A 23,162-nucleotide genomic window follows, 5' to 3' on the forward strand; every position below is an offset into this window, starting at 1 on the left:
GCTAGGTTTCGACGGGCGGGGAGCACAGGGTGGGACCTTGATGGTTTCGGTACTTTTCACAACTTCTTCGTTCGGGCGGATATGCTCTGCCGCGATATCCCAGTGGAATCCCAGTGGATCGGCCCATGGATCGCATTCCCCAGCTTCTGGAACAGGACGAATCCATGCGCTTGGAAGTCAGTACGCTGGCTGAAGGCTTGGGTGTTCCGCTGTCGTTCGGGCACGCCTATCTGACGGTGCTGGTGTGCGTGTCCGGGCGTGCGCGGTTCGCACTGAACTTCCGCGAAGTGGCGGTGCAGCGGCACGACGTACTGGTGCTGGCGGAAGATACGCTGGCGCTGCTGCGGCAGCGTTCGCGCGGCTTCCTTGCGGTGGCCTGCCTGGTGCCGAAAGCGCTGGCCTCGGAGGTGGCCTATGTGCTGCCCAATGCACTGTTCAAGTTCCTGCACGAGCACCCTCATTGTGTACCGTCACCGCTGGAGGTGCCGCTGCTGCAGGGTTGGCTGCAGCAGTTGATGGATGCCCAGCACAACGGTGGCCGCCATCGGCACGTGATGCTGCGCAACCTGCTGCAGACGTTTTTCCTGAAGTTCGCCACACTGCTCCCGGCATACTACGAGGCGGCGCCGCAGGTCGGCCGACGCGAGCGCCTGGCCTGGAGCTTCTGGGAACTGGTCGGCCAGCGCAGCACGCGCCAACGCGACGTGCAGTCCTACGCCGAGGCGCTGTGCATTACCCCGTTCTATCTCTCGCAGGTGACCCGGGAATGCTTCGGCGAAACGCCGAAGGCGTTGATCGACCGCCAGGTGGTGCTGGAGATCAAGGCGCTGCTGAGCTACAGCGAACTGCCGATCGGTCGCATCGCCGAACGCCTGTGTTTCGAGGACGCGTCCTACCTGTGCCGCTATTTCCGGCGGCACACCGGCCAATCGCTGACCGGCTACCGCCGGGCGGGGCAGGGCGGTATCAGTGCGATACGAACAAGGGCGCCGGTACTTCGGCGAGCAGATCCTCGGTGACCCCGCCGAGCACGCGTTCGACCACGCGACTGCGGCTGTAGGGCCCCAGCACCAGCAGATCGGCTTCGGCATCAAGTACATGCTGGCGAATGGTGGCGGCTACGCCCCCTTGGCTGGAGCTGATCGCCTGGATCTCCACTTCAACGCCGTGCCGCGCCAGATGCTGGGCCATTTCAGCGCCGGGTGCCGCTTCAGCCTTGGGCGTGTCGACCATCAGCAGGTGCACGGCCTGCGCGCGGGCCAGCAGAGGCAGGGCATCTGCCACCGCACGACGGGCCTGCTTGCTGGCATTCCAGGCCACCACGATACGCCGGCCAACCTGCTCGCCCTTCCAGCGCGGCGGCACCAGCAGCATCGGTACCCCGGTCTGGCGCAGCGTGCCCAGTGGATGCCAGCCGGAGGGCGCGCCTGGTGTGTGCGGATAGCCGGCGATGATCAGGTCGCAGTACAGCGACTGCAGCGCCAGGTCAGCGCCACCCAGGTAGTCCGAGACGATGCGCAGTTCGGTGCTGATCTGCAGCGGCTCGGAAACGGCACGCAGGTTCTGCATCAGCTGTGCGGTGCAGGCGGCATCCGCGCGGGCCTCGTGGTCCAGCGCGGCGGCGATGCCGGCACCGCGCGCGAAGCCGTTGGCGATGTCGGTGGGATGCAGGGCCGTGGAGACTGCGACCAGATGCGCCTGCTGGGCCTGCGCCAGGTCGGCGGCGATGTTGAGAACGCGGTGCCCGGTGTCGCTGGCGTCGAACAGCACGGCGATATCGCGTAGTGGGTGCAGCATGGTGTTGTCTCCCTCGATGCCTGTGACGCGTTCCCTGCCGTGCACCGACCCGGGTGCACCGGACGCACCGCTGTTGTAGCGCATTCGTGATTCGTGTGAATCATATTTGATTCAGTTTATTAATTGATGATTCATGCTAGCGTGAGGGCCAGCCCACACCCCCTCGCTTTTCATGCGACCTGCCGCAGCACGTACACGACGCGACCTGCCCCATGCGCTGGCGGCCACCCTGGTCAGCCATCCACGCTGCACCCTCAGCGAACTCGCGCGCGGGGCGGGCATCAGCCGCGCGACCCTGTACCGGTTTGCGCCTACCCGCGAGGCGATCGACGAGGCCCTGTTCGCGGCCGGTTTCGAGCGCGTGGAAGCGGCGGCGGCCTGGTTCGACCAGGGCGGTGATGCACGCCTCGTGCTGGAGCAGGTCACCGCCACGCTGCTGGCGGACTGGGAGCTGGTGACGCTGCTGTTCGCGCGGATGATGGAAGAGCAACAGCGCGTGGGAGACTTGCATCTGCTGCCGGAGCGCTGGGCGCCGATCGGCGAGCGCTTCGAGGCCTTTTTCCTGCGGGGTCAGGCGGCCGGAGAGTTCAACGTCGGTTTCACCGCGGTATGGCTCGCGGACTTCTACTGGAGCTGCTTCTACGGCATCACCTGGTCACTGGCACGCGGTCGGCTGGCGCCGGCAGCGGCAGCCTCTACGCTGCTGGCGTCGTTCCAGCGGGGGGCGATGATGGGTTGACCGCAGGGGTTTCCTGCGGGGGCGCCGTGGCTTACGCCTGCCTGAGCAACTGCACCAGTTGGCGCAGGCGATAGGGCTTGGGCAGGAACTCCACCTGCTCGGGCAGCGGCGGCAGCTGCGAACGGGCATAGCCGGACGAGAGGATCATCCGTGCCTGCGGCTGTTCGCGTGCCACATGCTCGCTCAGCTCGATGCCGGACATGCCGTTGGGCATGCTGACGTCGCTGAACACCACGTCGAAACGTGCTTCGCCCTTGAGCAGTTCCGCCGCCTCGTGGCCATCGGCGGTCGTGGCCACATCGATGCCGAGGTCGCGCAGGGCCAGGCCGATCATTTCACGCAGATCGGTCTGGTCTTCCACCATCAGTACGCGGATCGGGTCATCGGTCATCGGCAGGGTCCTCCATTGCGGGTAGCAGCAGGCTGACCGTGGTGCCGACACCGGGCGTGGTGGACACGTCGACGAAGCCGCCGCTCTGGGTAGTGAATCCGAACACCTGGCTCAGGCCCAGGCCGCTGCCTTTGCCGATGTCCTTGGTGGTGAAAAAGGGCTCGGTGGCCCGTTCGGCGATGTCGGCCGCCATCCCGTGGCCTTCATCGCAGACGCTGAGAGTGACATAGCCACGTTGCAGCGTGGAGTCCGCGTCCGGGTCGAGGCGATGCTCCAGCGCGGTGCCGATCAGGATGCGGCCGCCTTCAAGGGTAGCATCGGCGGCATTGGCGACCAGATTGGCCAGCGCCGTCTGCAGCTGCAGCGCATCGGTGTTGACCGCAGGCAGGCCGGGTGCCAGCTGGGCATCCAGCATCACCGTGGACGGGCAGGCGCGTTGCAGGTCCGGCAGCCACTGCTGTATCAGCACATTGATATCCAGTGGTTCGCGGATCAGGGTCTGGCCAGTGCTGAACGCCAGCAGCTGGCGGGTCAGCAGCGCACCACGATCGGTCGCGCTCTGCGCGGCATCGAGCAGCTCGGCGGCGCGCGCATCGTCACCGCCAACGCGCAGGGACAGCAGGTCCAGTGCGTTGCCGATGGTGGTCAGCAGGTTGTTGAACTCGTGAGACAAGCCGCGGCTGAGTCGGCCGACGGTCTCGAACTGTTGGGTATTGCGCAGCGCTCGTTGGGCATCACGCAGCAGGCGCTGTGCCTGCCACTGCTCGGTGATGTCGCGGGTGATCTTGACGAAGCCCAGCAGCTCACCCGCTTCAACCACCGGCTCGATGACAACACTGGCACGGAATGACGAGCCATCGCGGCGTACCCGCCAGCCCTCATTGGCAACGTGGCCATGCTGCGCTGCATGACGGAGCAGGCGTTGCGGTTCTCCTGCCTCGCGGTCGGCGGCCAGGTAGAAGCGACCAAAGTGGGTGCCCACCACTTCATCGGCTGAATAGCCCTTGATGCGCTCCGCACCCGGGTTCCAGCTGCAGACGATGCCATCCGGATCAAGCAGGTACAGCGCATGGTCGCGCACGCTGTCGATCAGCAGTCGCAGTTGGCGGGAAGGGTCCGTCAGCACGGACGTCGTAGAGGCGGCAGCGTCCACGTAAAAATAAGTGTTACCCCTGTGAGGGACGTGAAGCTAGGCATTCAAGTGTGAAGGAGGCGTGGAGGCGGGACACGTGCCATTTGTCCTGTGCGGCTGAATACGACACGGAGTACCATCACCCACCCTTTTTGTTCTGGAACCGACCTGCATGCGTCCTGGTGCGACTACGCGTGACCGCTGGATCTGGATGACGTCCGCCGTGCTGCTGGCTGCGACCATCGCATTGGAGCTGGTGGTACCGCTCGGTTATGCGGTATGGCTGGCGTATTTCCTGGCCGTGGGCGTCACGGTGTTCCAGCGCAGTGTGCGCGCGCCGTTCATCGTGGCTGTGCTCGCCTGCGTCCTGCTGGTCATCGGTTTCAACATCGCCCCGGCCAGCTCGAACTCGGCGTTCTCGCTGGTCAACCGAAGCATCGGTGGTTGTGCGTTCCTGATGATCGCGCTGATCGTCTCCCGCGCGATCCAGGCACGCCGGGACGCAATGCGGGCGTTGTGGCTGCAGGAGGCCGAGAACGCGGTAGCGATGAGCCTGCGCGGCGACCTCGGCCCGGAGCAGATTGCCGAGGCGGCAGCCACCAGCCTGGGCGCGCAACTGGAGGCCGACGTCGGCGCCGTGTACCGGCTGGAAGGCGGACGACTGCAGCTGACCGGCGGCCTGGCGTTGCCGTCCGGCATGCCGGCGTCGCTGGCATTGCAGGAGGGCGTGGCCGGGCAGGTGGCGCGGGATGAGTGCATCCGTCACCTGGAGGGCAGCGACGACGCCGTACTTGAACTGCAGACCAGCCTGGGGCGGTTGCCGGTGCGCGAGCGCATCCTGGCGCCGATCAGCAGTGACGGCACCGTGGTAGGCATCGTCGAGCTGGGACGCGCCCGGGCGGGTGCGCAGCGCGACCTGGATCGTGAGCTGCTGGAGCGCTGCGCCGAGACCATCGGCATGGCGCTGCGTGCATCGCTGCTGCGCGCACAACTGGTGGTGCTGCTGGAGGAATCGCAGCGCCAGGGCGAGGAGCTGCAGGCCCAGCAGGAAGAGCTGCGCGTGGCCAATGAGGAACTGGAAGAGCAGAGCCGCAGCCTGCTGCAGTCGCAGAGCCATCTGGAAGAACAGCAGGCCGAGCTGGAACAGAGCAACGTCCAGCTGGAAGAGCGGACCCACGAGCTGGAGGCGCAGAAGCAGGCACTGCTGGTCGCGCAGAGCCAGCTGGTGCGCAACAGCAACGAACTGGCCGCGACATCGCGCTACAAGTCCGAGTTCCTGGCCAACATGTCGCACGAACTGCGCACGCCGCTGAACAGCTCGCTGATCCTGGCCAAGCTGCTGGCCGACAACAAGGACGGCACGCTCACCGAAGAACAGGTGAAGTATGCGCGTGCGATCCTGTCGTCCAACAACGATCTGCTGGCGCTGATCAACGACATCCTGGACCTGTCGCGCATCGAGGCCGGCCACGTCGAGCTGGCCGATGAAGTGGTGGTGACCGACAGCGTGCTGCAGCGCCTGCGCGAGACTTTCGAGCCGATGGCGCGGCAGAAGGGCCTGGCCCTGCAGATCGAGGCCGATGCGCTGGCGCCGAGCCAGCTGGTGGTCGACAGCCAGCGCCTGCAGCAGATCCTGAAGAACCTGCTGGCCAATGCGGTGAAGTTCACCGAGCATGGAAAGGTCAGCCTGCACGTGCGCGCGGCCGGTCAGGGGCGCATCCGTTTCGAGGTCTGCGACAGCGGTATCGGCATTGCCCGCGAGCAGCTGCAGGTCATCTTCGAAGCCTTCCGCCAAGCCGATGGCAGCACCCGTCGCCGCTACGGTGGCACCGGCCTGGGGCTGTCGATCTCGCGCGATCTGGCCGAGCGCATGGGCGGCAGCATCCAGGTCGACAGCGAACCGGGCCGTGGCAGCTGCTTCATTCTGGAACTGCCGTTGCAGGGCGCGCCCGCGTCGAACGCCGCGGACATCGCCGCAGCTCCCGTGGCTTCGCCTGTCGCGGCCGCTGTGCCGGCGATGCAGGTGCCAGCAAGGGCTCCGGTGGCGCCGCCGACGACGGTGCCCAGCGTGGCCGACGACCGCGGTCGTCGCCAGCACCCGGGCCGCCTGATCCTGGCCGTCGAGGACGACGCCACGTTCGCCGAAGCGCTGGTGGCCCTGGCCCATGAACTGGATTTCGACTGCGTGGTGGCCGGGACGGCCGAAGAGGCGCTGGCCCTGGCCGGCGAACTGCGACCGAACGGCATCCTGCTCGATATCGGCCTGCCGGACGTGTCCGGCCTGAGCGTGCTGGAGCGCCTGAAGCGCAACCCCGATACCCGCCATATTCCTGTGCACGTGGTCTCGGCAACGGACCGCAGCCAGGTGGCGCGCGAGCTTGGCGCGATCGGGTTTGCGATCAAGCCGACCACGCGCGAGCGCCTGGTAAGCGCCATCGAGCAGCTGGAACAGACCAGCCAGCGCGACGTGCGGCGCCTGCTGATCGTCGAGGACGACAGCGAGCTGCGCCACAACCTGGAACTGCTGCTGGGCCGTGATCAGCTGCAGATCGTCGCCGTGGGAACGCTTGCTGGCGCGCTGGAGCAGCTCAGCACGGTCACCTTTGATTGCATGGTGATGGACCTGTCACTGCCTGACGGCAGCGGCTACGACCTGCTCGAACACATGGCCGGCAACGATGACGTCGGCTTCCCGCCGGTGATCGTCTATACCGGTCGCGCGCTCGGTCGCGAGGAAGAACAGCGCCTGTGCCGCTATTCCAAGAGCATCATCATCAAGGGCGCACGTTCGCCCGAACGCCTGCTGGATGAAGTCACCCTGTTCCTGCACAGCGTGGAAGCCAGCCTGCCCACCGACCAGCAGCGCCTGCTGCGCGAGGCGCGCCGTCGCGACACCGTGCTCGATGGACGCACCGTACTGCTGGCCGAGGACGACGTGCGCAACATCTTTGCGCTGTCCAGCGTGCTCGAGCCGCTGGGCGTGACGCTGGAGATCGCGCGCAATGGGCAGGAGGCAGTGGACCGCCTGGCCGAGCGCGAAGTCGACCTGGTGCTGATGGACATCATGATGCCGGAGAAGGATGGCCTGGCCGCGATGCGCGAGATCCGCGCGCAGCGTCACCTGCAGGACCTGCCGATCATCGCGCTGACTGCCAAGGCCATGCCGGACGACCGTGAGCGTTGCCTGCAGGCGGGCGCCAACGATTACATCGCCAAGCCCATCGACGTCGACAAGCTGGTCTCGCTGTGCCGGGTCTGGTGCTCGCGGCAATGAACGAACAGGCGCTGTTCGACCTCGAACTGAAGGTCCTGCTGGAGGCGCTGTACCAGCGCTACCACTACGATTTCCGCAGCTATGCGGTGTCGTCGCTGCGCCGACGCATGCGCCAGGCGATGCAGCGCTATGAGTGCGAGCGGCTGGTCGACCTGCAGTACCGGCTGCTGCACGAGCCGGACCTGTTCGCCCAGGCCATGCAGTTCTTCACTGTGCAGGTCTCGGAGATGTTCCGTGACCCTGCGTATTTCCGTGAGCTGCGCGAGCAGGTGGTGCCAGTGCTGCGTACCTATCCCTCGGTGAAGCTGTGGGTGGCCGGCTGCAGCACGGGCGAGGAAGTGTGGTCGCTGGCGATCCTGCTGCATGAGGAAGGCCTGCTCGAGCGCAGCATCGTCTATGCCACCGACATCAATCCGGCCGCGCTGGCCACCGCCGAGGCGGGCGCCTATGGCATCGACCGGATGGCCCAGTTCAGCCGCAACTACCTGGCCGCCGGTGGCACCGCGTCGCTGTCGGACTACTACGCCACCGCCTACGATGGTGCGGTGTTCGACCGCCAACTGCGCCGCAACGTGGTGTTCGCCGACCACAGCCTGGCCACCGATACCGTGTTCTCCGAAGTGCACCTGGTGTCGTGCCGCAACGTACTGATCTATTTCAACCGCGACCTGCAGGATCGTGCCGTCGGCCTGTTCCGCGAAGCGCTGGTGCACCGGGGCTTCCTTGGCCTGGGCAGCAAGGAGTCGCTGCAGTTCGGGTGTCACCACGATGCCTTCGAGGTCTGTTCGCGAGAGCACCGCCTGTACCGGAAGGTGGCCTGATGACGCTGCCGGTGCGCCCGGCCGTGCTGGTGATCGGCGCGTCCGCCGGTGGCGTGGCGGCCCTGCAGGCGGTGCTCGGCGCACTGCCGGCGAAGCTGCCGGTACCGGTACTGGCCGTGCTGCACCTGCCGCGAGACCGCACCAGCCGCATCGCCGAGGTGCTGGCGCCGCACTGCGCGTTGCCGGTGCGCGAAGCCGAAGACAAGCAGCCGTTGCAGCCGGGCACGGTGACGTTCGCGCCGCCGGATTACCACCTGCTGGTGGAGGACGAGGGGGCGTTGGCGTTGTCGGTGGATGCACCGGTGCTGTTTTCCCGTCCGGCCATCGATCCGCTGTTCGATTCCGCTGCTGCGGTGTTCGGCGCGCAGGTATTGGCCCTGCTGCTGACCGGTGCCAGCAGTGATGGCAGCGAGGGCGTTGCCGCCGTGCGCCGTGCCGGTGGCCATGCCTGGCTGCAATGTCCCGAGGAAGCCGAGGCGTCGATGATGCCCGCTTCCGCCCTGCAGTACGCCGGCGCCGATGCCGTGCTGCCCCTTGAACTGATGTGTCGCCGCCTGAAGGAGTTGTTTGCATGAACCTGTTGCCACCGGAACCTGCGCAGTCGCAGACCCCGGTCAACCTGCTGATCGTCGATGACGTGCCGCAGAACCTGGTAGCCATGCAGGCCCTGCTGCAGCGCGAAGGGGTCAACCTGCTGCTGGCCGGCTCGGGCGCGCAGGCGTTGGAGCTGCTGCTCGAGCACGAGGTGGCATTGGCCCTGCTTGACGTGCACATGCCGGAGATCGATGGCTTCACCCTGGCCGAACTGATGCGCGGTTCGCATCGCAGCCGCGACGTGCCGATCATCTTCCTGACCGCCTCTCCGGATGATCCCCTGCGCGTGTTCAAGGGCTACGAAAGCGGTGCGGTCGATTTCCTGCACAAGCCGGTGGCGCCGCAGGTGATCCTGAGCAAGGTCAACGTCTTCATCGAGCTGTACCAGCAGCGGCAGCTGCTGAAGGCGCGCAACGAGGCACTGGAGCGGGCGCTGAAGCTCAACGAGACGATGGCTGCCGTTTTGACCCACGACCTGCGCACGCCGTTGTCGGCGATCCTGCTGTGTGCCGACAAGCTGGCGCTGGAGCTTCCGGAAGACAACGCAGGCGCGCAGCAGACCCTGCAGTACCTGGAAGCCAGCACCCTGCGGATGGCGCGGATGGTCGAGCAGCTGCTGGATTTCTCGCGGATCCGCAGCGGTGGCCTGAGGCTGGAGGCAAGTGCCTGCGATCTGGCCGACGTGACGCGCGCGGTAGTCGCCGAGGCGGGCAGCGCGCATGGGGCGGACCGGATCCACCTGGACCTGCAGGGAGACACGCGGCTGCAGGGCGATCTGGATCGCCTTGGCCAGGTCGCCGCCAACCTGGTCGGCAATGCGCTGACCCATGGCAGCGAGGCGAGGGTGGAGGTGGATGGGCGCGACCCGCGCGGCGTACTGCTGCGGGTCAGCAACGCCGGCCGGATCGATGACGCGCTGTTGCCGCGACTGTTCGAACCGTTCAAGGCCAGCTTCCACGAGAGCAAGGGCCTGGGCCTGGGCCTGTACATCGTCGATCAGTTCGTCCGCGCGCACGGCGGGCGCATTGCGGCCCGCAACGAAGCGGGCCAGGTGGTGTTCGAGGCAATGCTGCCACGGCGCTGCGACGGCACGGTCTTGGCGGCAACCTGAACGCTTCAGCCAGCATCCCGGCGGACTGAGACGGACTGGTCCGCAACTGCCAGCGTGGGCGCCTATTCTCGCCAGCTTTCCTGCAGTGACTGGTCCGGATTCTCCCGGCGCCTGCAGGGCGATCGTTCGGCACCGACGCCAGTGGACCTGCTCGATCAGGTGGTGCAGTCGGCGCTGCACGCAGGCTGATGGTCTGCGCCGGATTCAGCGCGAAGCAGCACCGCAGTACGCCGCATGCAGCGCCTGCAGCACGCCCAGTGCGGGCCCTTCAAGGATCCGGTAGTGGATCGCCTGCGCTTCGCGCCGGGTCGCCACGATATCCAGTCCGCGCAGCACCGCCAGATGCTGTGACAATGCCGATGCGCTCAGGCCGGTCAGTGCCTGCAGTTCCGGTACCGGCGCTTCACCTTCCACCAGGCGGCACAGCACCCGCAGCCGGGCCGGGTGGGCCAGGCTTTTGAGCAGCGTGGCTGCCTGCGACGCGTGTTCGGCCATCGCGGCGCTGTCGAGCTGGGTCCGGGCCATGGTTGACCATTTTATTTAGAATGATCTAATTTAGAATAATCTAAACAAATGGGCAATCTCATGTACGGCAGCGAAGAGGGTAGGGCATGAACCTGCCATGGAGTGCGGCGGCAGGTGGTGCGTTGATCGGCGCCGCCGCGGTGCTGTTGCTCGCCACCATCGGACGCGTGGCGGGCATCAGCGGCATCACCGCAGGCAGCCTGCGCGCAGGCAAGGGCGAGCGTGCCTGGCGCTGGGCCTTCTTGGCCGGCCTGACCGCATCGGCGGGGCTGGTGCTGTGGTGGCAATCGGTGCCCGAGGCATCGCCGCGTGCGCTGCTGCGTGATGCGCTGCCGGCATGGCAGTTGATGGGAGCCGGCCTGCTGGTCGGCTTCGGTACGCGGCTGGGCAACGGCTGCACCAGCGGCCACGGTGTCTGCGGCATGGCCCGCGCTTCGAAGCGATCGCTGGCGGCCGTGCTGGTGTTCATGGCCTGCGCGATGCTGACCACCTTCCTGGTCCGTCATGGCGGAGGCCCAACATGAGCCGCGCAGTCTGGGCCGCCGGCGCGGCGGGCGCATTGTTTGGCATGGGGTTGGCGCTTTCGGGAATGACCGACGCGCGTCGTGTCCTCGGCGTCCTCGACATCACCGGTGACTTCGATCCCACGCTGCTGTGGGTGCTGGGCTCGGCGCTGCTGGTCAGCGCGATCGGGCAGCGGTGGGTGTTGCGGCGACAGCAGCCGCTGTACGCAGACCGCTTCCGGCTGCCTGTTACCCGGCGTGTGGATGCTCGCCTGCTGCTGGGTGCCGCGCTGTTCGGGATCGGCTGGGGCTGGGCGGGCTATTGCCCAGGCCCGGCCATCGCCGGGGTGGCCGTGGCGTCGCGCGAAGCCCTGTGGTTCGTGCCTTCGATGCTTGCAGGATTCTGGCTGCACGACCGCTTCGTCCGTTGAGGCTTTCACCCCTGTCTCACCCTGCCTGGGGTCCTATCTTCGGATCACGGGGAAAAGGAGTGCAACGACATGGCACGGATGAAGTGGATGGGAAGGGGAATGCTGGCGGTCGCGCTGGCCGCAGCCGTGGCACCGGCACTGGCCTGCACGCGCGCGGTGTACCTGGGTGACAACGGCGATGTGATCACCGCGCGCTCGATGGACTGGAAGGTCGATGTGGCGACCAACCTCTACATACTGCCGCGCGGCATTGCGCGCACCGGCCAGGCCGGCCCGAAGTCGCTGGCGTGGACCGCGCGCTACGGCTCGGTGGTGGCCACCGGCTACGACGTGTCGACCACCGATGGCATGAACGAAAAGGGCCTGGTGGCCAACCTGCTGTGGCTGGTCGAATCGGAGTATCCGCAGCAGCGTGGCAACAAGCCGGGCCTGGCGATTTCGCTGTGGGCGCAGTATGTGCTGGACAACTTCGCTACCGTGGAAGAGGCGGTCGCCGCGTTGAAGCGCGAGCCGTACGCGATCGTCACCGACAAGGTGCCCGGTGAAGATCGGCAGGCGACGCTGCACCTGTCGCTGTCCGATGCCAGCGGCGACAGTGCCATCGTCGAGTACATCGGCGGCCGCCAGGTGATCCACCATGACCGGCGCTACCAGGTGATGACCAATTCGCCGATCTTCGAGCAGCAGCTGGCGCTCAACAGCTACTGGCAGCAGATCGGCGGCACGGTGATGCTGCCGGGCACCAACCGCTCTGCTGACCGTTTCGCGCGCGCCTCGTTCTACATCAACGCCATTCCCAAGGCCGAGGATCCGGTGGAGGCCCTGGCCAGTGTGTTCAGCGTGATCCGCAACGCGTCGGTGCCGTATGGCATCACCACGCCGGGTGAGCCGAACATCTCATCCACGCGCTGGCGCACCGTGGCCGACCACAAGCGGCGGCTGTACTTCTTCGAATCGGCATTGACCCCGAACACCTTCTGGGTCGATCTGAACAAGGTCGATTTCGCCGGCAAGGTGCTCAAGCTCGACCTCGGCAAGGACCAGCGCAATACCTTCGCCGGTGATGCACTGGGCCAGTTCGTGCCCAGCGCACCGTTCGCCTTCCTCGGCGTCGACGGTTAGTTCGACGCCTGGCTGGAGGCCGGGTAGACCGCCTGGATCGTGCAGCTGCCGCGCGTGTACTGCGGCAGCGGGGCGATGCTTTCACCGCGCAGATCGTCTGTCTCGAATTCGGCAGTCATGATCCGATCGCCGGGATTGCCACAGATCAGGCCGTTCTGCAGGCCCGAGTGGAAGCTCAGCTGCGGCGCGCGGTCGAGCTGGCGGCAGTGGCTGCCGAGTTCGACCCGGTAGTAGCGATGGCCGCCATTGCGGCGCGGGTTGGTCTCCACCAGCATGCCCTGCGGGTCGGATGACCAGGCACGCACGTTGCGCGTGGCAAAGCAGTAGGACGGTGAGCCGCCGAAGCTGCGACGCACCTCCTTGCGTTCGCGGATGGTCACGGCAGGCAGGGTAGCGGTGCGCAGGCGGTCGCTGTCGCGGGCGACGCTGGCATAGTCGCGATTCTGCAGCGGGGTGACCGCGCTGATGGTGCATCGGCGGCCGTCGACCACGACGCGTTCGCTGGGGCGGCCGCAGGCCCAGCCGGCGGGGGCTTCCAGTTTCAGCGAGGTGGCACCGCGGACGCCGGGGCAATCTTCGTTGAAGTCGATCCGAAAGGGCTGGCCGGAGGCGGCGCGCAGTGCGATCGAGCGCGGTGATGCCTGCTCCACTTCCTGTACGCCGACAGCGTCCATGCAGTGCGGAGCCGGTGGCGTACGCTCCTGTGCGGAGACCGAAGCTGCGAGCGCCAGGCCGAGGCCGGCGGCGAGCGCCAGGGACACCTGCTGATGGGTCATGTCCTGCACTCCCTGCGTTGGATGACGGATCGACTATAGCAACGGTTTGCACGGCCGTTGTTACACGCGCACACTGCCCGGATGGGCGCCATCTTCCATCTGCGGCACTACGGCCAGGCCACCGGCCTGGACCGCCATGACTACGCGCAGTGGGTGCTGCCAGTGCAGGGTGAACTGCAGTTCGAAATGGAAGGCCGCGGAGGTCGGCTGGACGTGCTGCAGGGGGCATTCGTGGCCGCCGGTGAGGCGCATGACCAGATGGCTGATGGTCCCAATGGTTTCGTGATCGTTGACTGTCCTCCGGGCGTACTTGATGACGGCACGCAGGAGCATCTGTGCCGGCAGCGCTGGCTGCATCTGCCGCTGGCATTGCGCCGACGCCTGGCTGAGGTGCAGGCAGGGCAGTCAATGCAGGCGCTGCTGCCGCAGTTGCTGCAGGTATTTGCACCTGCCGGCAGTGGCGCGCGCATGCAGGGTCTGTGTGCGGCGGTCCAGGCCGACCCCGGGCAGGCGTGGCCGGTGGCGCGCATGGCGGCGTTCGTCGGGGTCAGCGAGAGCCGTTTGCATGCGCTGTTCCGGCAGGAGTTCGGGCTCAGCCCGCAGGCCTGGCTCAGTGCAAGCCGGTTGCGTTGGGCCAAGCACCAGCTGCGCACCAGCGTGGCGCCGATCAGCGATATCGCGCTGGCCGCGGGCTATTCCGAGCAGAGCGCACTGACCCGTGCGCTGCGCCGCGAGTGCGGCCAGACTCCCGCAGCGTGGCGCCGGGGCGCCGGACTGTAGGGTCGAGCCACGCTCGGCTTTGCGCACGCGCGGCCGGTCAGGGCAATAGCCTCGGTCAAGAGCGCCCGCTGGCCAGCGCTTACACTGCGCGGCCTGTTCTCTCCCCCCGAAGAACCCGAATGCGCAACAACCCGATGGCCCTGGGCATCGCCAATGGCGTTGCCGCTGGCGCGCTGTGGGGCGTGGTCTTCCTCGCGCCCGCCGTGCTGCAGTCGTTCAACGCCCTGCAATTGTCGGCCGGCCGCTATCTGGTCTACGGCCTGATCGCCGTAGTACTGCTGCTCCCGCGCTGGAAGCGGCTGGCACCGCAGCTGGGTCGCGCCGAATGGATCGGGCTGCTGTGGCTGAGCCTGGCCGGGAACCTGGTGTACTTCCTGCTGCTGGCCACGGCGGTGCAGTGGGCTGGCGGTGCGGCGGCGTCGCTGATTGTCGGCCTGATTCCGGTGGTGGTCACCCTGGTCGGCGTGCGCGAACAGGGTGCAGTGCCTTTGAAACAGCTGCTGCCGGCACTGGGCCTGTGCGTGCTGGGCGTGGCCCTGGTTGGTTGGGAAGCACTGATGTCCGAGCACCTGGCAACCCCGTGGCGGCAGCGCCTGATCGGCCTGCTGTGCGCGTTCGGCGCGCTGTTCTCGTGGGCGTTGTACTCGATCGGCAACAGCCGCTGGCTGGCGCGTCGACCGGACTTGTCCAGCCACAACTGGTCGCTGCTGACCGGCGTCACCACCGGCGGCCTGGCCCTGCTGCTGGTGCCGATGGCCTTCATCGGCCACACCAGCGGGCACACGGCGGCGCAGTGGAGTGGCTTCTGGGCAATCAGCGCCGGTGTGGCGGTGGTGGCCTCGATCCTCGGCAATGCGTTCTGGAACCGCGCCAGCCGCCTGCTGCCGCTGACCCTGACCGGCCAGATGATCGTGTTCGAGACGCTGTTCGCGCTGGCGTATGCCTTCGCCTGGCAGCAGCGCTGGCCTTCGCTGCTGGAGGCGTTGGCGATCGTGTTCCTGGTGGCCGGCGTGATGCTGTGCGCGCATGCCCATCGTACTCCACGGGCGATCGCCGAACATGCCGGCTGAATGCGTGCGTCAAGCGTGCTGATGCTGCCTTGGTCTCAGATGCAACCAAATGTCGGCACGTTGAGCGATGATCGCGGCACTGGCTTTTTGCATCGCAGCACTTGACAGCAGGCCGGCGCACAGTGTTTTCTGTGCGTCATGGTTCTTGATGACGCCCACGCCAGCCTGATCGCTCCCGCCACTGCGGGCCGTTCGACTGCGCCGGTCGCCACCACCACCATTACCACCACCACCGTCACCACTGCCCTGGTGCGGCCCGTCGTCTTCGTGTAACTCCCGAAAACCACGGCCCCGCACCATACAGGTGGCGGGGAAACTCGACACCTGCATGCGACGGGGCCTCCTGCCGAGGTCTGCATGTCTTCCCACGCCCCCGCTCATCCCGTTGCCCCGGCCGATCTGGCTGCACCGTCCATCGTCGTGCACAAGTTCGGCGGCACCTCGGTGGCCGATGCCGAACGCTACCGCCATGTTGCGGGCCTGCTGCTGGCCCGTCCCGAATCGCTGCAGGTCACTGTCGTTTCGGCAATGAAGGGCGTCACTGACGCGCTGATCGAACTGGCCCAGCTGGCGGCCAAGGGCGACGAAGGCTGGCGCGAGGCCTGGCATGCGCTGCGCGCGCGTCACCGTGGCGCCGCCGTGGCCCTGCTGGGCGAGCAGGTGGGCGAGACCGTCGAATGGATCGACGCCCGCTTCGATCAACTGGCCGAAGTGCTGGCGGCGCTGGCGGTGATCGGCGAGCTGCCGCGCGAAGTACTCGACCGCGTGCAGGGCCTGGGCGAAGTATTCTCCGCGCAGCTGCTTGGCACCTACCTGCGTGCCTTGGGCGAAGACTGTGCGGTACTCGATGCACGCGACGTGCTGGTGGTCGGGCATGGCGAACTGGGTGTGGATGTCGACTGGGAGTCCAGCGCGGACCGCCTGGCCAAGTGGCGCCTGCGGCATCCGCAGATGCGCCTGGTCGCCACCGGTTTCGTTGCCCGTGACCGCCATGACCGCATCACAACGCTCGGCCGCAATGGCAGCGACTATTCCGGCGCGATCTTCGCCGCGTTGTTCAATGCCGATGAACTGCACATCTGGACCGACGTCGACGGCGTGCTGTCGGCCGACCCGCGACTGGTGCCCGAAGCGGTGCAGCTGGAATCACTGAGCTACGACGAGGCCTGCGAGCTGGCTTATTTCGGCGCCAAGGTGGTGCATCCGCAGACGATGTCGCCGGCGATCCGCCTCGGCCTGCCGATCTTCATCCGCAATACCTTCCAGCCGGCGCATCCGGGGACGCGCATCAGCGCCGAGCGCTCGCCGCGCGGGCCGGTGAAGGGCCTGACCCTGAGCCCCGGGCTGTCCCTGTTGAACCTGGAAGGCACCGGCCTGATCGGCGTGCCCGGTACCGCCGAGCGCGTGTTCGCGGCGCTGCGCCAGGCGCAGGTGTCGGTGGTGATGATCTCGCAGGGTTCGTCAGAGCATTCGATCTGCTGCGTGGTGCGCGCTGCCGAAGCGGCGCGTGGCCGTGAGGCACTGCTGCACGCGTTCGCGCATGAACTGTCGGTAGGGCAGGTGCAGCGCGTGCAGGTCAGTGAGGGCGTCAGCGTGCTGGCGGCAGTGGGTGACGGCATGGCCGGCCAGCCCGGTGTTGCGGCGCGCCTGTTCGAGGCGCTGGGACGCGCGCAGGTGAACATCCTGGCGATCGCGCAGGGCTCGTCGGAGCGCAATATTTCTGTGGCGGTGGACAGTGCCGATGCCACCCGCGCATTGCGGGCCGCACATGCGGGCTTCTGGCTGTCGCCGCAGACGTTCGCGGTCGGTGTGATCGGGCCGGGCAACGTCGGCGCGGCACTGCTGGACCAGCTGCTGGCGGCCCGCCCGCAGCTGCTGGCCAAGGCCAATGTGGATCTTCGCCTGCGCGCGCTGGCCTCGCGTTCGCGCATGCGGCTGGAAGTGGATGGCCTGCACGCCGATTGGCGGGAGGCATTGCAGGACGCGGGCGAGCCCAGCGACCTGGATCGCTTCACCGAACACCTGCTGGCCGCGCACCTGCCGCATGCGGTGGTGATCGACTGCAGTGGCAGCGCCGACGTGGCCGAGCGCTATGAGGGCTGGCTGGCCGCCGGCATCCACGTGGTGACTCCGAACAAGCAGGCCGGTGCTGGCCCGCTGCCGCGCTACCAGCGCATCCGCGCTGCTGCGGCGGCCAGTGGTGCGCGCTTCCGCTACGAAGCCACGGTGGGCGCGGGCCTGCCGGTGATCACCACGCTGCGTGATCTGGTCGATACGGGCGACGAGGTGCTGGCGATCGAAGGCATCTTCTCCGGCACGCTGGCGTGGCTGTTCAACCGCTTCGACGGCAGTCAGCCGTTCTCGCAGCTGGTCGCGCAGGCGCGGTCGATGGGCTACACCGAGCCGGACCCGCGCGATGATCTTTCGGGCGTGGACGTGGCGCGCAAGCTGGTGATCCTCGCCCGCGAGGCCGGCCACGCGCTCAGCCTGGAACAGGTACAGGTGGAAAGCCTGGTGCCGGCGCTGCTGCGCGATGGCAGCGTGGATGACTTCATGGCGCGTCTGGGCGAGTCCGATGCCAGCCTGTTGCAGCGGTTGCAGGACGCGCGGGCGCGTGGCGCGGTGCTGCGCTACGTGGCACAGCTGGGCGCTGACGGTGCCTCGGTGGGCCTGCAGGAACTGCCCGCCGACCACGCCTTCGCCAACCTTCGGTTGACCGACAACGTGGTGCAGTTCCGTACCCGTCGCTACTGCGACAACCCGTTGGTGGTGCAGGGTCCGGGCGCCGGCCCGGAAGTCACCGCCGCCGGTGTGTTTGCCGACCTGCTGCGGGTCGCGGCCGGTGAAGGAGCGCGCCTGTGATCGCACGTGCGTTCGCGCCGGCCTCGGTGGCCAACGTGGCGGTGGGCTTCGACATTCTTGGTCATGCCATCGCCGGTGTTGGCGATACCGTGAGCGTGCGCCGCATCGACGAGCCGCTGGTGCGCATCGAAGCGATCCGTGGCAGTGCGGTCGAGCTGCCGCTGGAGGCAGCCGGGAACACCGCGGGCGCTGCGCTGATGTCACTGCGCGAAGGCCTGGGCCTGAATTTCGGATTCGCGGTGGAGATCGACAAGGGCATTCCGTTCGGTTCCGGCATGGGCGGTTCGGCAGCGTCATGCGTTGCTGCGCTGGTTGCCGCCAACGCGCTGCTGGATGTACCGCTGTCGCGCGAGGCGCTGTATCCGTTTGCGCTGGATGGCGAGGCGGTGGCCAGCGGTGGCCGCCACGGCGACAACGTGGGGCCGTTGCTGCTGGGTGGTTTTGCGCTGTGTACGGCCGACCGCCTGCTGCCAATTCCTGTGCCGGCGGCCTGGCACAGCCTGCTGGTGCATCCGCACGCGGTGCTGGAAACACGCCGTGCGCGCCAGGTGCTGCAGGGCAGCTACGCGCTGGGTGAATTCGTGGCACAGAGTGCGAACCTCGCGCTGGTACTCAGCGGTTGCCATCGTAGTGATGCGGCGCTGGTGCGGGCTGGATTGCGCGATGTGCTGGTCGAACCACGGCGGGCCGGCCTGATTGCAGGTTTCGAAGCAGCCCGCGATGCGGCGCTGTCGGCCCATGCAATGGGTGCGGGCATCTCCGGTGCCGGACCCAGCGTGTTCGCTTGGTTCGAGGACGCCGACCAGGCCCGCGCCGCTGCCGCACCGGTGCAGGCGGCATTTGCCGCCGCCGGTTTCGACAGCGATGCCTGGGTGTCGCCGCTGGATGCACCGGGAGCCCGCTTGTGCTGAATCCTTCCCCATTACTGGATACCGAACCCATGCAATTTGTTTCGACCCGGGGTCAGTCCCCGGCCGTTGGCCTCAGTGCGGCGATCGCTGCAGGATTGGCGCCCGATGGAGGGCTGTATGTTCCGCAGGTGCTGCCGGCGCCACGTGAGCTGCGGGCCGGCGCAACGCTGGCCGATACCGCCGCCGATCTGCTGGCACCGTTCTTTTCCGGCGACGCGCTGGAGTCTGCGTTGCCGTCGATCTGCCGGGAAGCGTTCGACTTTCAGGTTCCGCTGCGTGCACTGGGCGGCGGTGACCATGTGCTGGAGCTGTTCCATGGGCCGACGGCGGCGTTCAAGGATATCGGTGCGCGCTTCCTGGCCGGAACACTGTCGCGGCTGCAGGCCGGCAAGGACCGCGATCTGACGATTGTTGTCGCCACGTCTGGCGATACCGGCGCCGCCGTTGCTGCGGCCTTCCATCGCCAGCCCGGCGTGCGCGTGGTAGTGCTGTATCCGGATGGCCGCGTGTCACCGCGCCAGGCGCATCAGCTCGGTTGTTTCGGCGACAACATCCAGGCGCTGCGCGTGGCCGGTGCCTTCGACGATTGCCAGGCGATGGTCAAGCAGGCACTGGCTGACCGCGAACTGCAGGCGCAGGTGCCGCTGAGTTCGGCCAACAGCATCAGCCTCGGCCGCCTGCTGCCGCAGATGAGTTATTACGCGCATGCGGCGTTGTCCCATTACGCGACACATCGTCGTCGGCTCAACCTGGTGGTGCCGACCGGCAACCTTGGCAATGCGATGGCGGCCGTGCTGGCGCGCGCGCTGGGCGTGCCGATCGGGCAGATCGTGCTGGCCACCAATGCCAATGCGGTACTGCCGGCGTACTTCAATGGTGGCGACTACCAGCCGCAGGCCAGCGTGGCCACCGTGGCCAATGCAATGGACGTAGGGGCGCCCAGCAACTTTGAACGCCTGCGCTGGCTTTACCTCGGAGATGACGCCGAGCTGCGCGCTGCGTTCCGCGCGTTCGCGGTGGATGACGTGACCATCCGCGCGACGATTGCGGCGGCGCACGCCAGCAACGGCGAACTGTTCTGCCCGCATACGGCCACAGCGGTGAAGGTGCTGCAGGACCTGCGCGCGCGCGGCGCCAAGGGCGACTGGGCGGTGGTGGCTACCGCACATCCGGCCAAGTTCGAGGCAGTGGTGGAGCCGTTGATTGGCGAATCAGTGGCCGTGCCGCCGGCGCTGGATGCGTTGCTGCAGCGGCCCGCGCACGCGGAACCGTTGGCCGCGGAGTATGCGGCGCTGCGCGAGGTGTTGCTGCGTTGATCGAAGGCATCTGGGGTTGCCGGCCAGCGGCCGGCACTACCCGTGCTGCGTCCACCTGGTAGTGCCGGCCGCTGGCCGGCAACGCAACCAACCGCGATGCGGTCAGATCAACCCTTCACCGGCCAGCGTGCGCAACCCGTCCTCGTCGAGGATCTCCACCACGTTCAGGTGGGGCAGGGCGATCAACCCCTGCTGGCGCAGCTTGGTGAAGGTACGGCTGACCGTTTCCATGGTCAGGCCCAGATGGTCGGCGATGTCGCCACGCCCCATTGGCAGCGAGACGCGCAGGCCATCGCCACCCAGCTTGGCCTCGCGCGCGGCCAGGCGCAGCAGGAAGTCGGCCACTTTCTCGGCCGGCTGCAGCCGCGCCAGTGCCAGCGCGGCATCCTGCGCGGCGTCCAGCTCCTGGCAGGCACGCTGCAGCAGCTTGCGTTCCAGGTGCGGGAAACGGCTGCGAAGCGCCTTCATCTGCGGCAGCGCGACACGGCATACGCGGCTGTCTGCGATGGCCTCGATATCGTAGCGGTGGTGGTCACTGCCGCTCAGGCCCAGGTAGTCGCCGGGAAGCACGAAGCCATTGATCTGGCGGCGGCCATCGGCCAGGGTGCGCACCAGGCGCAGGGCGCCGCCGGTCAATGTATAGACATGGTCGCGCTCTTCGCCGGTGCGGGCCAGGGTACTGCCCATGCTGACCTGCTGGGAAACGGTGACCTGTTCCAGTGCCTGCACTTCATCGGGCGACAGCGCCGAGCACACCGCAAGGTGGCGAACCGAGCAGTGCAGGCAGTCCAGCGTGTTGCAGGACGGCGAGGCGGGATCGTTGGTGGCGGGCGGAGCGCCGGAAGGCCGTGACATGTTGCGGGGGCGTATCGCGGGCGGGGAGGGCCTTATGATACTTCAAGCGGCCGTTCGACCCTGCCCGAGGCGGGGGCGCTAGAATGTCGCCCCCTCCCACGTCCCGTTCCAGCAGGAGTTCCGCCCGTGATCAAGCCCCGTACCCCGCCCGGCACCCTTGAACTGCTGCCGCGCGAGCAGATTGCGTTCCAGCGCATGCTGGACGTCATCCGCCGCAACTACGAGCGCTTCGGGTTCCTGCCGGTGGAGACGCCGGTGTTCGAGCTGTCCGACGTGCTGCTGACCAAGTCCGGTGGCGAGACCGAGCGCCAGGTGTATTTCGTGCAGTCCACCGGTGCGCTGGCCAACGCCGCCGAATCGGGTGACCGTTCGCTGCCGGAAATGGCGCTGCGCTTCGACCTGACCGTGCCGCTGGCGCGCTACGTGGCCGAGCACGAGCATGAACTGACCTTCCCGTTCCGTCGCTACCAGATGCAGCGGGTGTACCGCGGCGAGCGCGCCCAACGCGGCCGCTTCCGTGAGTTCTACCAGTGCGACATCGACGTGATCGGCAAGGACAGCCTGAGCGTGCGATACGACGCCGAAGTGCTGGCGGTCATCCACGCGGTGTTCTCGGAACTGCGCATCGGTGACTTCAGCATCCAGCTGAACAACCGCAAGCTGATGCGTGGCTTCTTCGAGAGCCTGGGCGTGGCCGAGGGCGAGCGCCAGCTGGCAGTGCTGCGCGAAGTGGACAAGCTGGACAAGCGCGGCGCCGATTACGTGCGCGAGACGCTGGTGGGCGAGGGCTTCGAGATTCCGGCCGAGCAGGTCGAGAAGATCCTGGCGTTCGTGGCCGTGCGTTCGCAGGGCCATGCCGATGCACTGGCGCAGCTGGCCACGCTTGAAGCCGACGCCGGTTCTTCGGAGATCCTGCGTACCGGCGTCGCCGAACTGCGCGAAGTGCTGCAGCTGGTGCAGGCGCTGGGCGTGCCGGAAACCGCGTACTGCCTGAATTTCTCCATTGCGCGCGGCCTGGACTACTACACCGGCACCGTCTACGAGACCACGCTGACCGACCACCCGCAGATCGGTTCGATCTGCTCGGGCGGCCGCTACGAAGACCTGGCCAGCCACTACAGCAAGTCGAAGCTGCCGGGCGTGGGCATCTCCATCGGCCTGTCGCGCCTGTTCTGGCAGCTGCGCGAAGCCGGCCTGATCGATGGCATCGAGGGCAGCAGCGTGCAGGCGCTGGTGGCGCTGATGGACGAGCAGGGCATGCCGCAGTCGCTGGACATCGCGCGCCGCCTGCGCGCCGGTGGCATCAACACCGAAGTGCAGATGGAGCCGAAGAAGATCGGCAAGCAGTTCCAGTACGCCGCCAAGGCCGGTATCCGCTTCGTGGTGCTGGCCGGTGAGGACGAGCTGGCGCGCGGCGTGGTGGCAGTGAAGGACCTGCTGCGCGAGCAGCAGTTCGAAGTCTCCCGTGACGAGTTGGCCAGCACCCTGCAGGTCGAGCTGGAGCAGTCGAAGGTGATGTAACGGCCCCTGGCAGCATGCAGCGCTTCAACGAAACGCCCACCAACCGGTGGGCGTTTTCGTTTCCGGGCCTCGTTCCGGGGTCAGGGCCGTTTTCCTCTGGAAAACAGATCCGACCCCGGCAGTCCCGACAGCTCGTGACCACCTGTCGAGGGCGGGGTCGGTCCGGAACCCAGCTGTGCCGATGCTCCGGCCTCTGCGGGTGCGGGTGCAGGGCAGCAGCCCTGCCGCACCCTCAACCCTCGATTTGACGCACTGCGCAAGAATGCGCTAATGTACTAACGCGCTATTACATTGATGCATGGAAACGACCCCGTGAAAGCCCGCCCCGAAATTGCCGTCAAAGACCCGAAGGCCGACCTTGAAGCCCTGGCCCGGGCCTTTGCCGCCCTGCGCGAGCCGGAACAGGTCGAGGCCTTCCTGCGCGATCTGTGCACACCGGCCGAGCTGGAAGCCATGGCTGACCGCTGGAAGGTGGTGCCGCTGCTGCAGCAGGGCGTGCCGTATCGCGAGATCCACGAGCGCACCGGGGTCAGCGTGACCACCACCGGACGGGTGGCACGCACCCTTGAGCATGGCCATCGAGGCTATGCCGCCGCCATCGACCGCCTTGCCTCGCGCTGATCCGCGCCCC

General features: G+C 67.2%; 24 protein-coding genes. 17 read left to right on the forward strand and 7 right to left on the reverse strand.

Annotated elements, in window-relative coordinates:
- Positions 1–125 precede the first annotated feature (125 nt).
- On the forward strand, positions 126–1,019 hold the full coding sequence (locus AC5P6X_RS16115) for an AraC family transcriptional regulator (protein ID WP_005409402.1): 894 nt from the start codon (positions 126–128) through the stop codon (positions 1,017–1,019).
- Here the strand turns inward: AC5P6X_RS16115 and AC5P6X_RS16120 are convergent.
- A complete protein-coding gene (locus AC5P6X_RS16120) occupies positions 967–1,797 on the reverse strand; it encodes a universal stress protein (protein ID WP_049396314.1) in 831 nt (276 codons plus the stop codon). The genes AC5P6X_RS16115 and AC5P6X_RS16120 overlap by 53 nt on opposite strands.
- Before the next feature lie 172 nt (positions 1,798–1,969).
- Between AC5P6X_RS16120 and AC5P6X_RS16125 the strand changes: the two genes are divergently transcribed.
- Positions 1,970–2,536 carry a TetR/AcrR family transcriptional regulator gene (locus AC5P6X_RS16125; protein ID WP_049449691.1) on the forward strand — a complete coding sequence of 189 codons (567 nt, stop codon included), beginning with the start codon at positions 1,970–1,972 and terminating at the stop codon, positions 2,534–2,536.
- A 31-nt stretch (positions 2,537–2,567) separates the two neighbouring features.
- Here AC5P6X_RS16125 and AC5P6X_RS16130 read toward each other — a convergent pair whose 3' ends face one another.
- Positions 2,568–2,927 carry a response regulator gene (locus tag AC5P6X_RS16130; RefSeq protein WP_005409405.1) on the reverse strand — a complete coding sequence of 120 codons (360 nt, stop codon included), beginning with the start codon at positions 2,925–2,927 and terminating at the stop codon, positions 2,568–2,570.
- Positions 2,917–4,080 (reverse strand): two-component system sensor histidine kinase NtrB, encoded by a 1,164-nt coding sequence (locus tag AC5P6X_RS16135; protein ID WP_414715599.1) that lies wholly within the window; start codon positions 4,078–4,080, stop codon positions 2,917–2,919. Before AC5P6X_RS16135 ends, AC5P6X_RS16130 begins: the two co-directional genes overlap by 11 nt.
- 151 nt (positions 4,081–4,231) lie before the next feature.
- Between AC5P6X_RS16135 and AC5P6X_RS16140 the strand changes: the two genes are divergently transcribed.
- From AC5P6X_RS16140 to AC5P6X_RS16160, 5 genes are read left to right on the forward strand one after another with little or no spacing between them, the layout of a single operon-like run.
- A complete protein-coding gene (locus AC5P6X_RS16140; protein ID WP_495215529.1) occupies positions 4,232–7,333 on the forward strand; it encodes a response regulator in 3,102 nt (1,033 codons plus the stop codon).
- On the forward strand, positions 7,330–8,154 hold the full coding sequence (locus AC5P6X_RS16145) for a CheR family methyltransferase (protein ID WP_005409408.1): 825 nt from the start codon (positions 7,330–7,332) through the stop codon (positions 8,152–8,154). The genes AC5P6X_RS16140 and AC5P6X_RS16145 overlap by 4 nt, the downstream gene beginning before the upstream one ends.
- Complete coding sequence (locus AC5P6X_RS16150; protein ID WP_227415221.1) at positions 8,154–8,729, forward strand: chemotaxis protein CheB; 576 nt, start codon at positions 8,154–8,156, stop codon at positions 8,727–8,729. Before AC5P6X_RS16145 ends, AC5P6X_RS16150 begins: the two co-directional genes overlap by 1 nt.
- A complete protein-coding gene (locus tag AC5P6X_RS16155) occupies positions 8,726–9,859 on the forward strand; it encodes a hybrid sensor histidine kinase/response regulator (protein ID WP_329756776.1) in 1,134 nt (377 codons plus the stop codon). Before AC5P6X_RS16150 ends, AC5P6X_RS16155 begins: the two co-directional genes overlap by 4 nt.
- 54 nt (positions 9,860–9,913) lie before the next feature.
- Positions 9,914–10,048, forward strand: a complete 135-nt coding sequence (locus AC5P6X_RS16160) for a hypothetical protein (protein WP_265411824.1) — start codon at positions 9,914–9,916, stop codon at positions 10,046–10,048.
- 15 nt (positions 10,049–10,063) lie between these two features.
- On the opposite strand, the gene AC5P6X_RS16165 is transcribed toward AC5P6X_RS16160, so the two are convergent.
- Entirely contained in the window at positions 10,064–10,384 is a 321-nt protein-coding gene (locus AC5P6X_RS16165) for an ArsR/SmtB family transcription factor (RefSeq protein WP_005409412.1), read from the reverse strand.
- Between the two features lie 86 nt (positions 10,385–10,470).
- On the opposite strand from AC5P6X_RS16165, the gene AC5P6X_RS16170 reads away from it, so the two are divergent.
- The 3 genes from AC5P6X_RS16170 (at position 10,471) to AC5P6X_RS16180 (ending at position 12,440) form a co-directional block, all read left to right on the forward strand.
- A complete protein-coding gene (locus AC5P6X_RS16170) occupies positions 10,471–10,908 on the forward strand; it encodes a YeeE/YedE family protein (RefSeq protein ID WP_043035070.1) in 438 nt (145 codons plus the stop codon).
- Entirely contained in the window at positions 10,905–11,318 is a 414-nt protein-coding gene (locus AC5P6X_RS16175) for a DUF6691 family protein (RefSeq protein WP_099529579.1), read from the forward strand. The genes AC5P6X_RS16170 and AC5P6X_RS16175 overlap by 4 nt, the downstream gene beginning before the upstream one ends.
- Before the next feature lie 69 nt (positions 11,319–11,387).
- Positions 11,388–12,440: a linear amide C-N hydrolase gene (locus tag AC5P6X_RS16180; protein WP_038645921.1), complete on the forward strand. Its 1,053-nt coding sequence runs from the start codon at positions 11,388–11,390 to the stop codon at positions 12,438–12,440.
- Here the strand turns inward: AC5P6X_RS16180 and AC5P6X_RS16185 are convergent.
- Complete coding sequence (locus AC5P6X_RS16185; RefSeq protein WP_111118076.1) at positions 12,437–13,216, reverse strand: DUF6491 family protein; 780 nt, start codon at positions 13,214–13,216, stop codon at positions 12,437–12,439. The genes AC5P6X_RS16180 and AC5P6X_RS16185 overlap by 4 nt on opposite strands.
- Before the next feature lie 81 nt (positions 13,217–13,297).
- On the opposite strand from AC5P6X_RS16185, the gene AC5P6X_RS16190 reads away from it, so the two are divergent.
- Positions 13,298–13,996 carry a helix-turn-helix transcriptional regulator gene (locus AC5P6X_RS16190; protein ID WP_111118075.1) on the forward strand — a complete coding sequence of 233 codons (699 nt, stop codon included), beginning with the start codon at positions 13,298–13,300 and terminating at the stop codon, positions 13,994–13,996.
- 119 nt (positions 13,997–14,115) lie between these two features.
- The gene (locus AC5P6X_RS16195) at positions 14,116–15,066 is read left to right on the forward strand and encodes a DMT family transporter (RefSeq protein WP_099479030.1); all 951 of its coding nucleotides are present in this window, start codon (positions 14,116–14,118) and stop codon (positions 15,064–15,066) included.
- A gap of 9 nt (positions 15,067–15,075) precedes the next feature.
- On the opposite strand, the gene AC5P6X_RS16200 is transcribed toward AC5P6X_RS16195, so the two are convergent.
- A complete protein-coding gene (locus tag AC5P6X_RS16200; protein WP_329756782.1) occupies positions 15,076–15,396 on the reverse strand; it encodes a hypothetical protein in 321 nt (106 codons plus the stop codon).
- Between the two features lie 27 nt (positions 15,397–15,423).
- Between AC5P6X_RS16200 and thrA the strand changes: the two genes are divergently transcribed.
- The 3 genes from thrA to thrC are packed head-to-tail and all read left to right on the forward strand — an operon-like array spanning position 15,424 to position 20,155.
- Positions 15,424–17,928 carry a bifunctional aspartate kinase/homoserine dehydrogenase I gene (gene thrA / locus AC5P6X_RS16205; protein ID WP_329756784.1) on the forward strand — a complete coding sequence of 835 codons (2,505 nt, stop codon included), beginning with the start codon at positions 15,424–15,426 and terminating at the stop codon, positions 17,926–17,928.
- Positions 17,925–18,839, forward strand: a complete 915-nt coding sequence (locus AC5P6X_RS16210; RefSeq protein ID WP_329756786.1) for a homoserine kinase — start codon at positions 17,925–17,927, stop codon at positions 18,837–18,839. The genes thrA and AC5P6X_RS16210 overlap by 4 nt, the downstream gene beginning before the upstream one ends.
- A 29-nt stretch (positions 18,840–18,868) precedes the next feature.
- On the forward strand, positions 18,869–20,155 hold the full coding sequence (gene thrC, locus AC5P6X_RS16215) for a threonine synthase (protein ID WP_049449581.1): 1,287 nt from the start codon (positions 18,869–18,871) through the stop codon (positions 20,153–20,155).
- 102 nt (positions 20,156–20,257) lie between these two features.
- Here the strand turns inward: thrC and AC5P6X_RS16220 are convergent, their stop codons facing one another.
- The gene (locus AC5P6X_RS16220) at positions 20,258–21,010 is read right to left on the reverse strand and encodes a Crp/Fnr family transcriptional regulator (RefSeq protein ID WP_005409422.1); all 753 of its coding nucleotides are present in this window, start codon (positions 21,008–21,010) and stop codon (positions 20,258–20,260) included.
- Between the two features lie 126 nt (positions 21,011–21,136).
- On the opposite strand from AC5P6X_RS16220, the gene hisS reads away from it, so the two are divergent.
- Together hisS and AC5P6X_RS16230 are read left to right on the forward strand one after the other, a co-directional pair.
- Positions 21,137–22,531: a histidine--tRNA ligase gene (gene hisS / locus AC5P6X_RS16225; RefSeq protein ID WP_005413164.1), complete on the forward strand. Its 1,395-nt coding sequence runs from the start codon at positions 21,137–21,139 to the stop codon at positions 22,529–22,531.
- A 312-nt stretch (positions 22,532–22,843) separates the two neighbouring features.
- Positions 22,844–23,152, forward strand: coding sequence for a YerC/YecD family TrpR-related protein (locus AC5P6X_RS16230; protein ID WP_123958510.1), 309 nt, complete (start codon positions 22,844–22,846; stop codon positions 23,150–23,152).
- Positions 23,153–23,162 lie beyond the last annotated feature (10 nt).

The organism is Stenotrophomonas sp. YJH_SMC_40, from assembly GCF_059368615.1.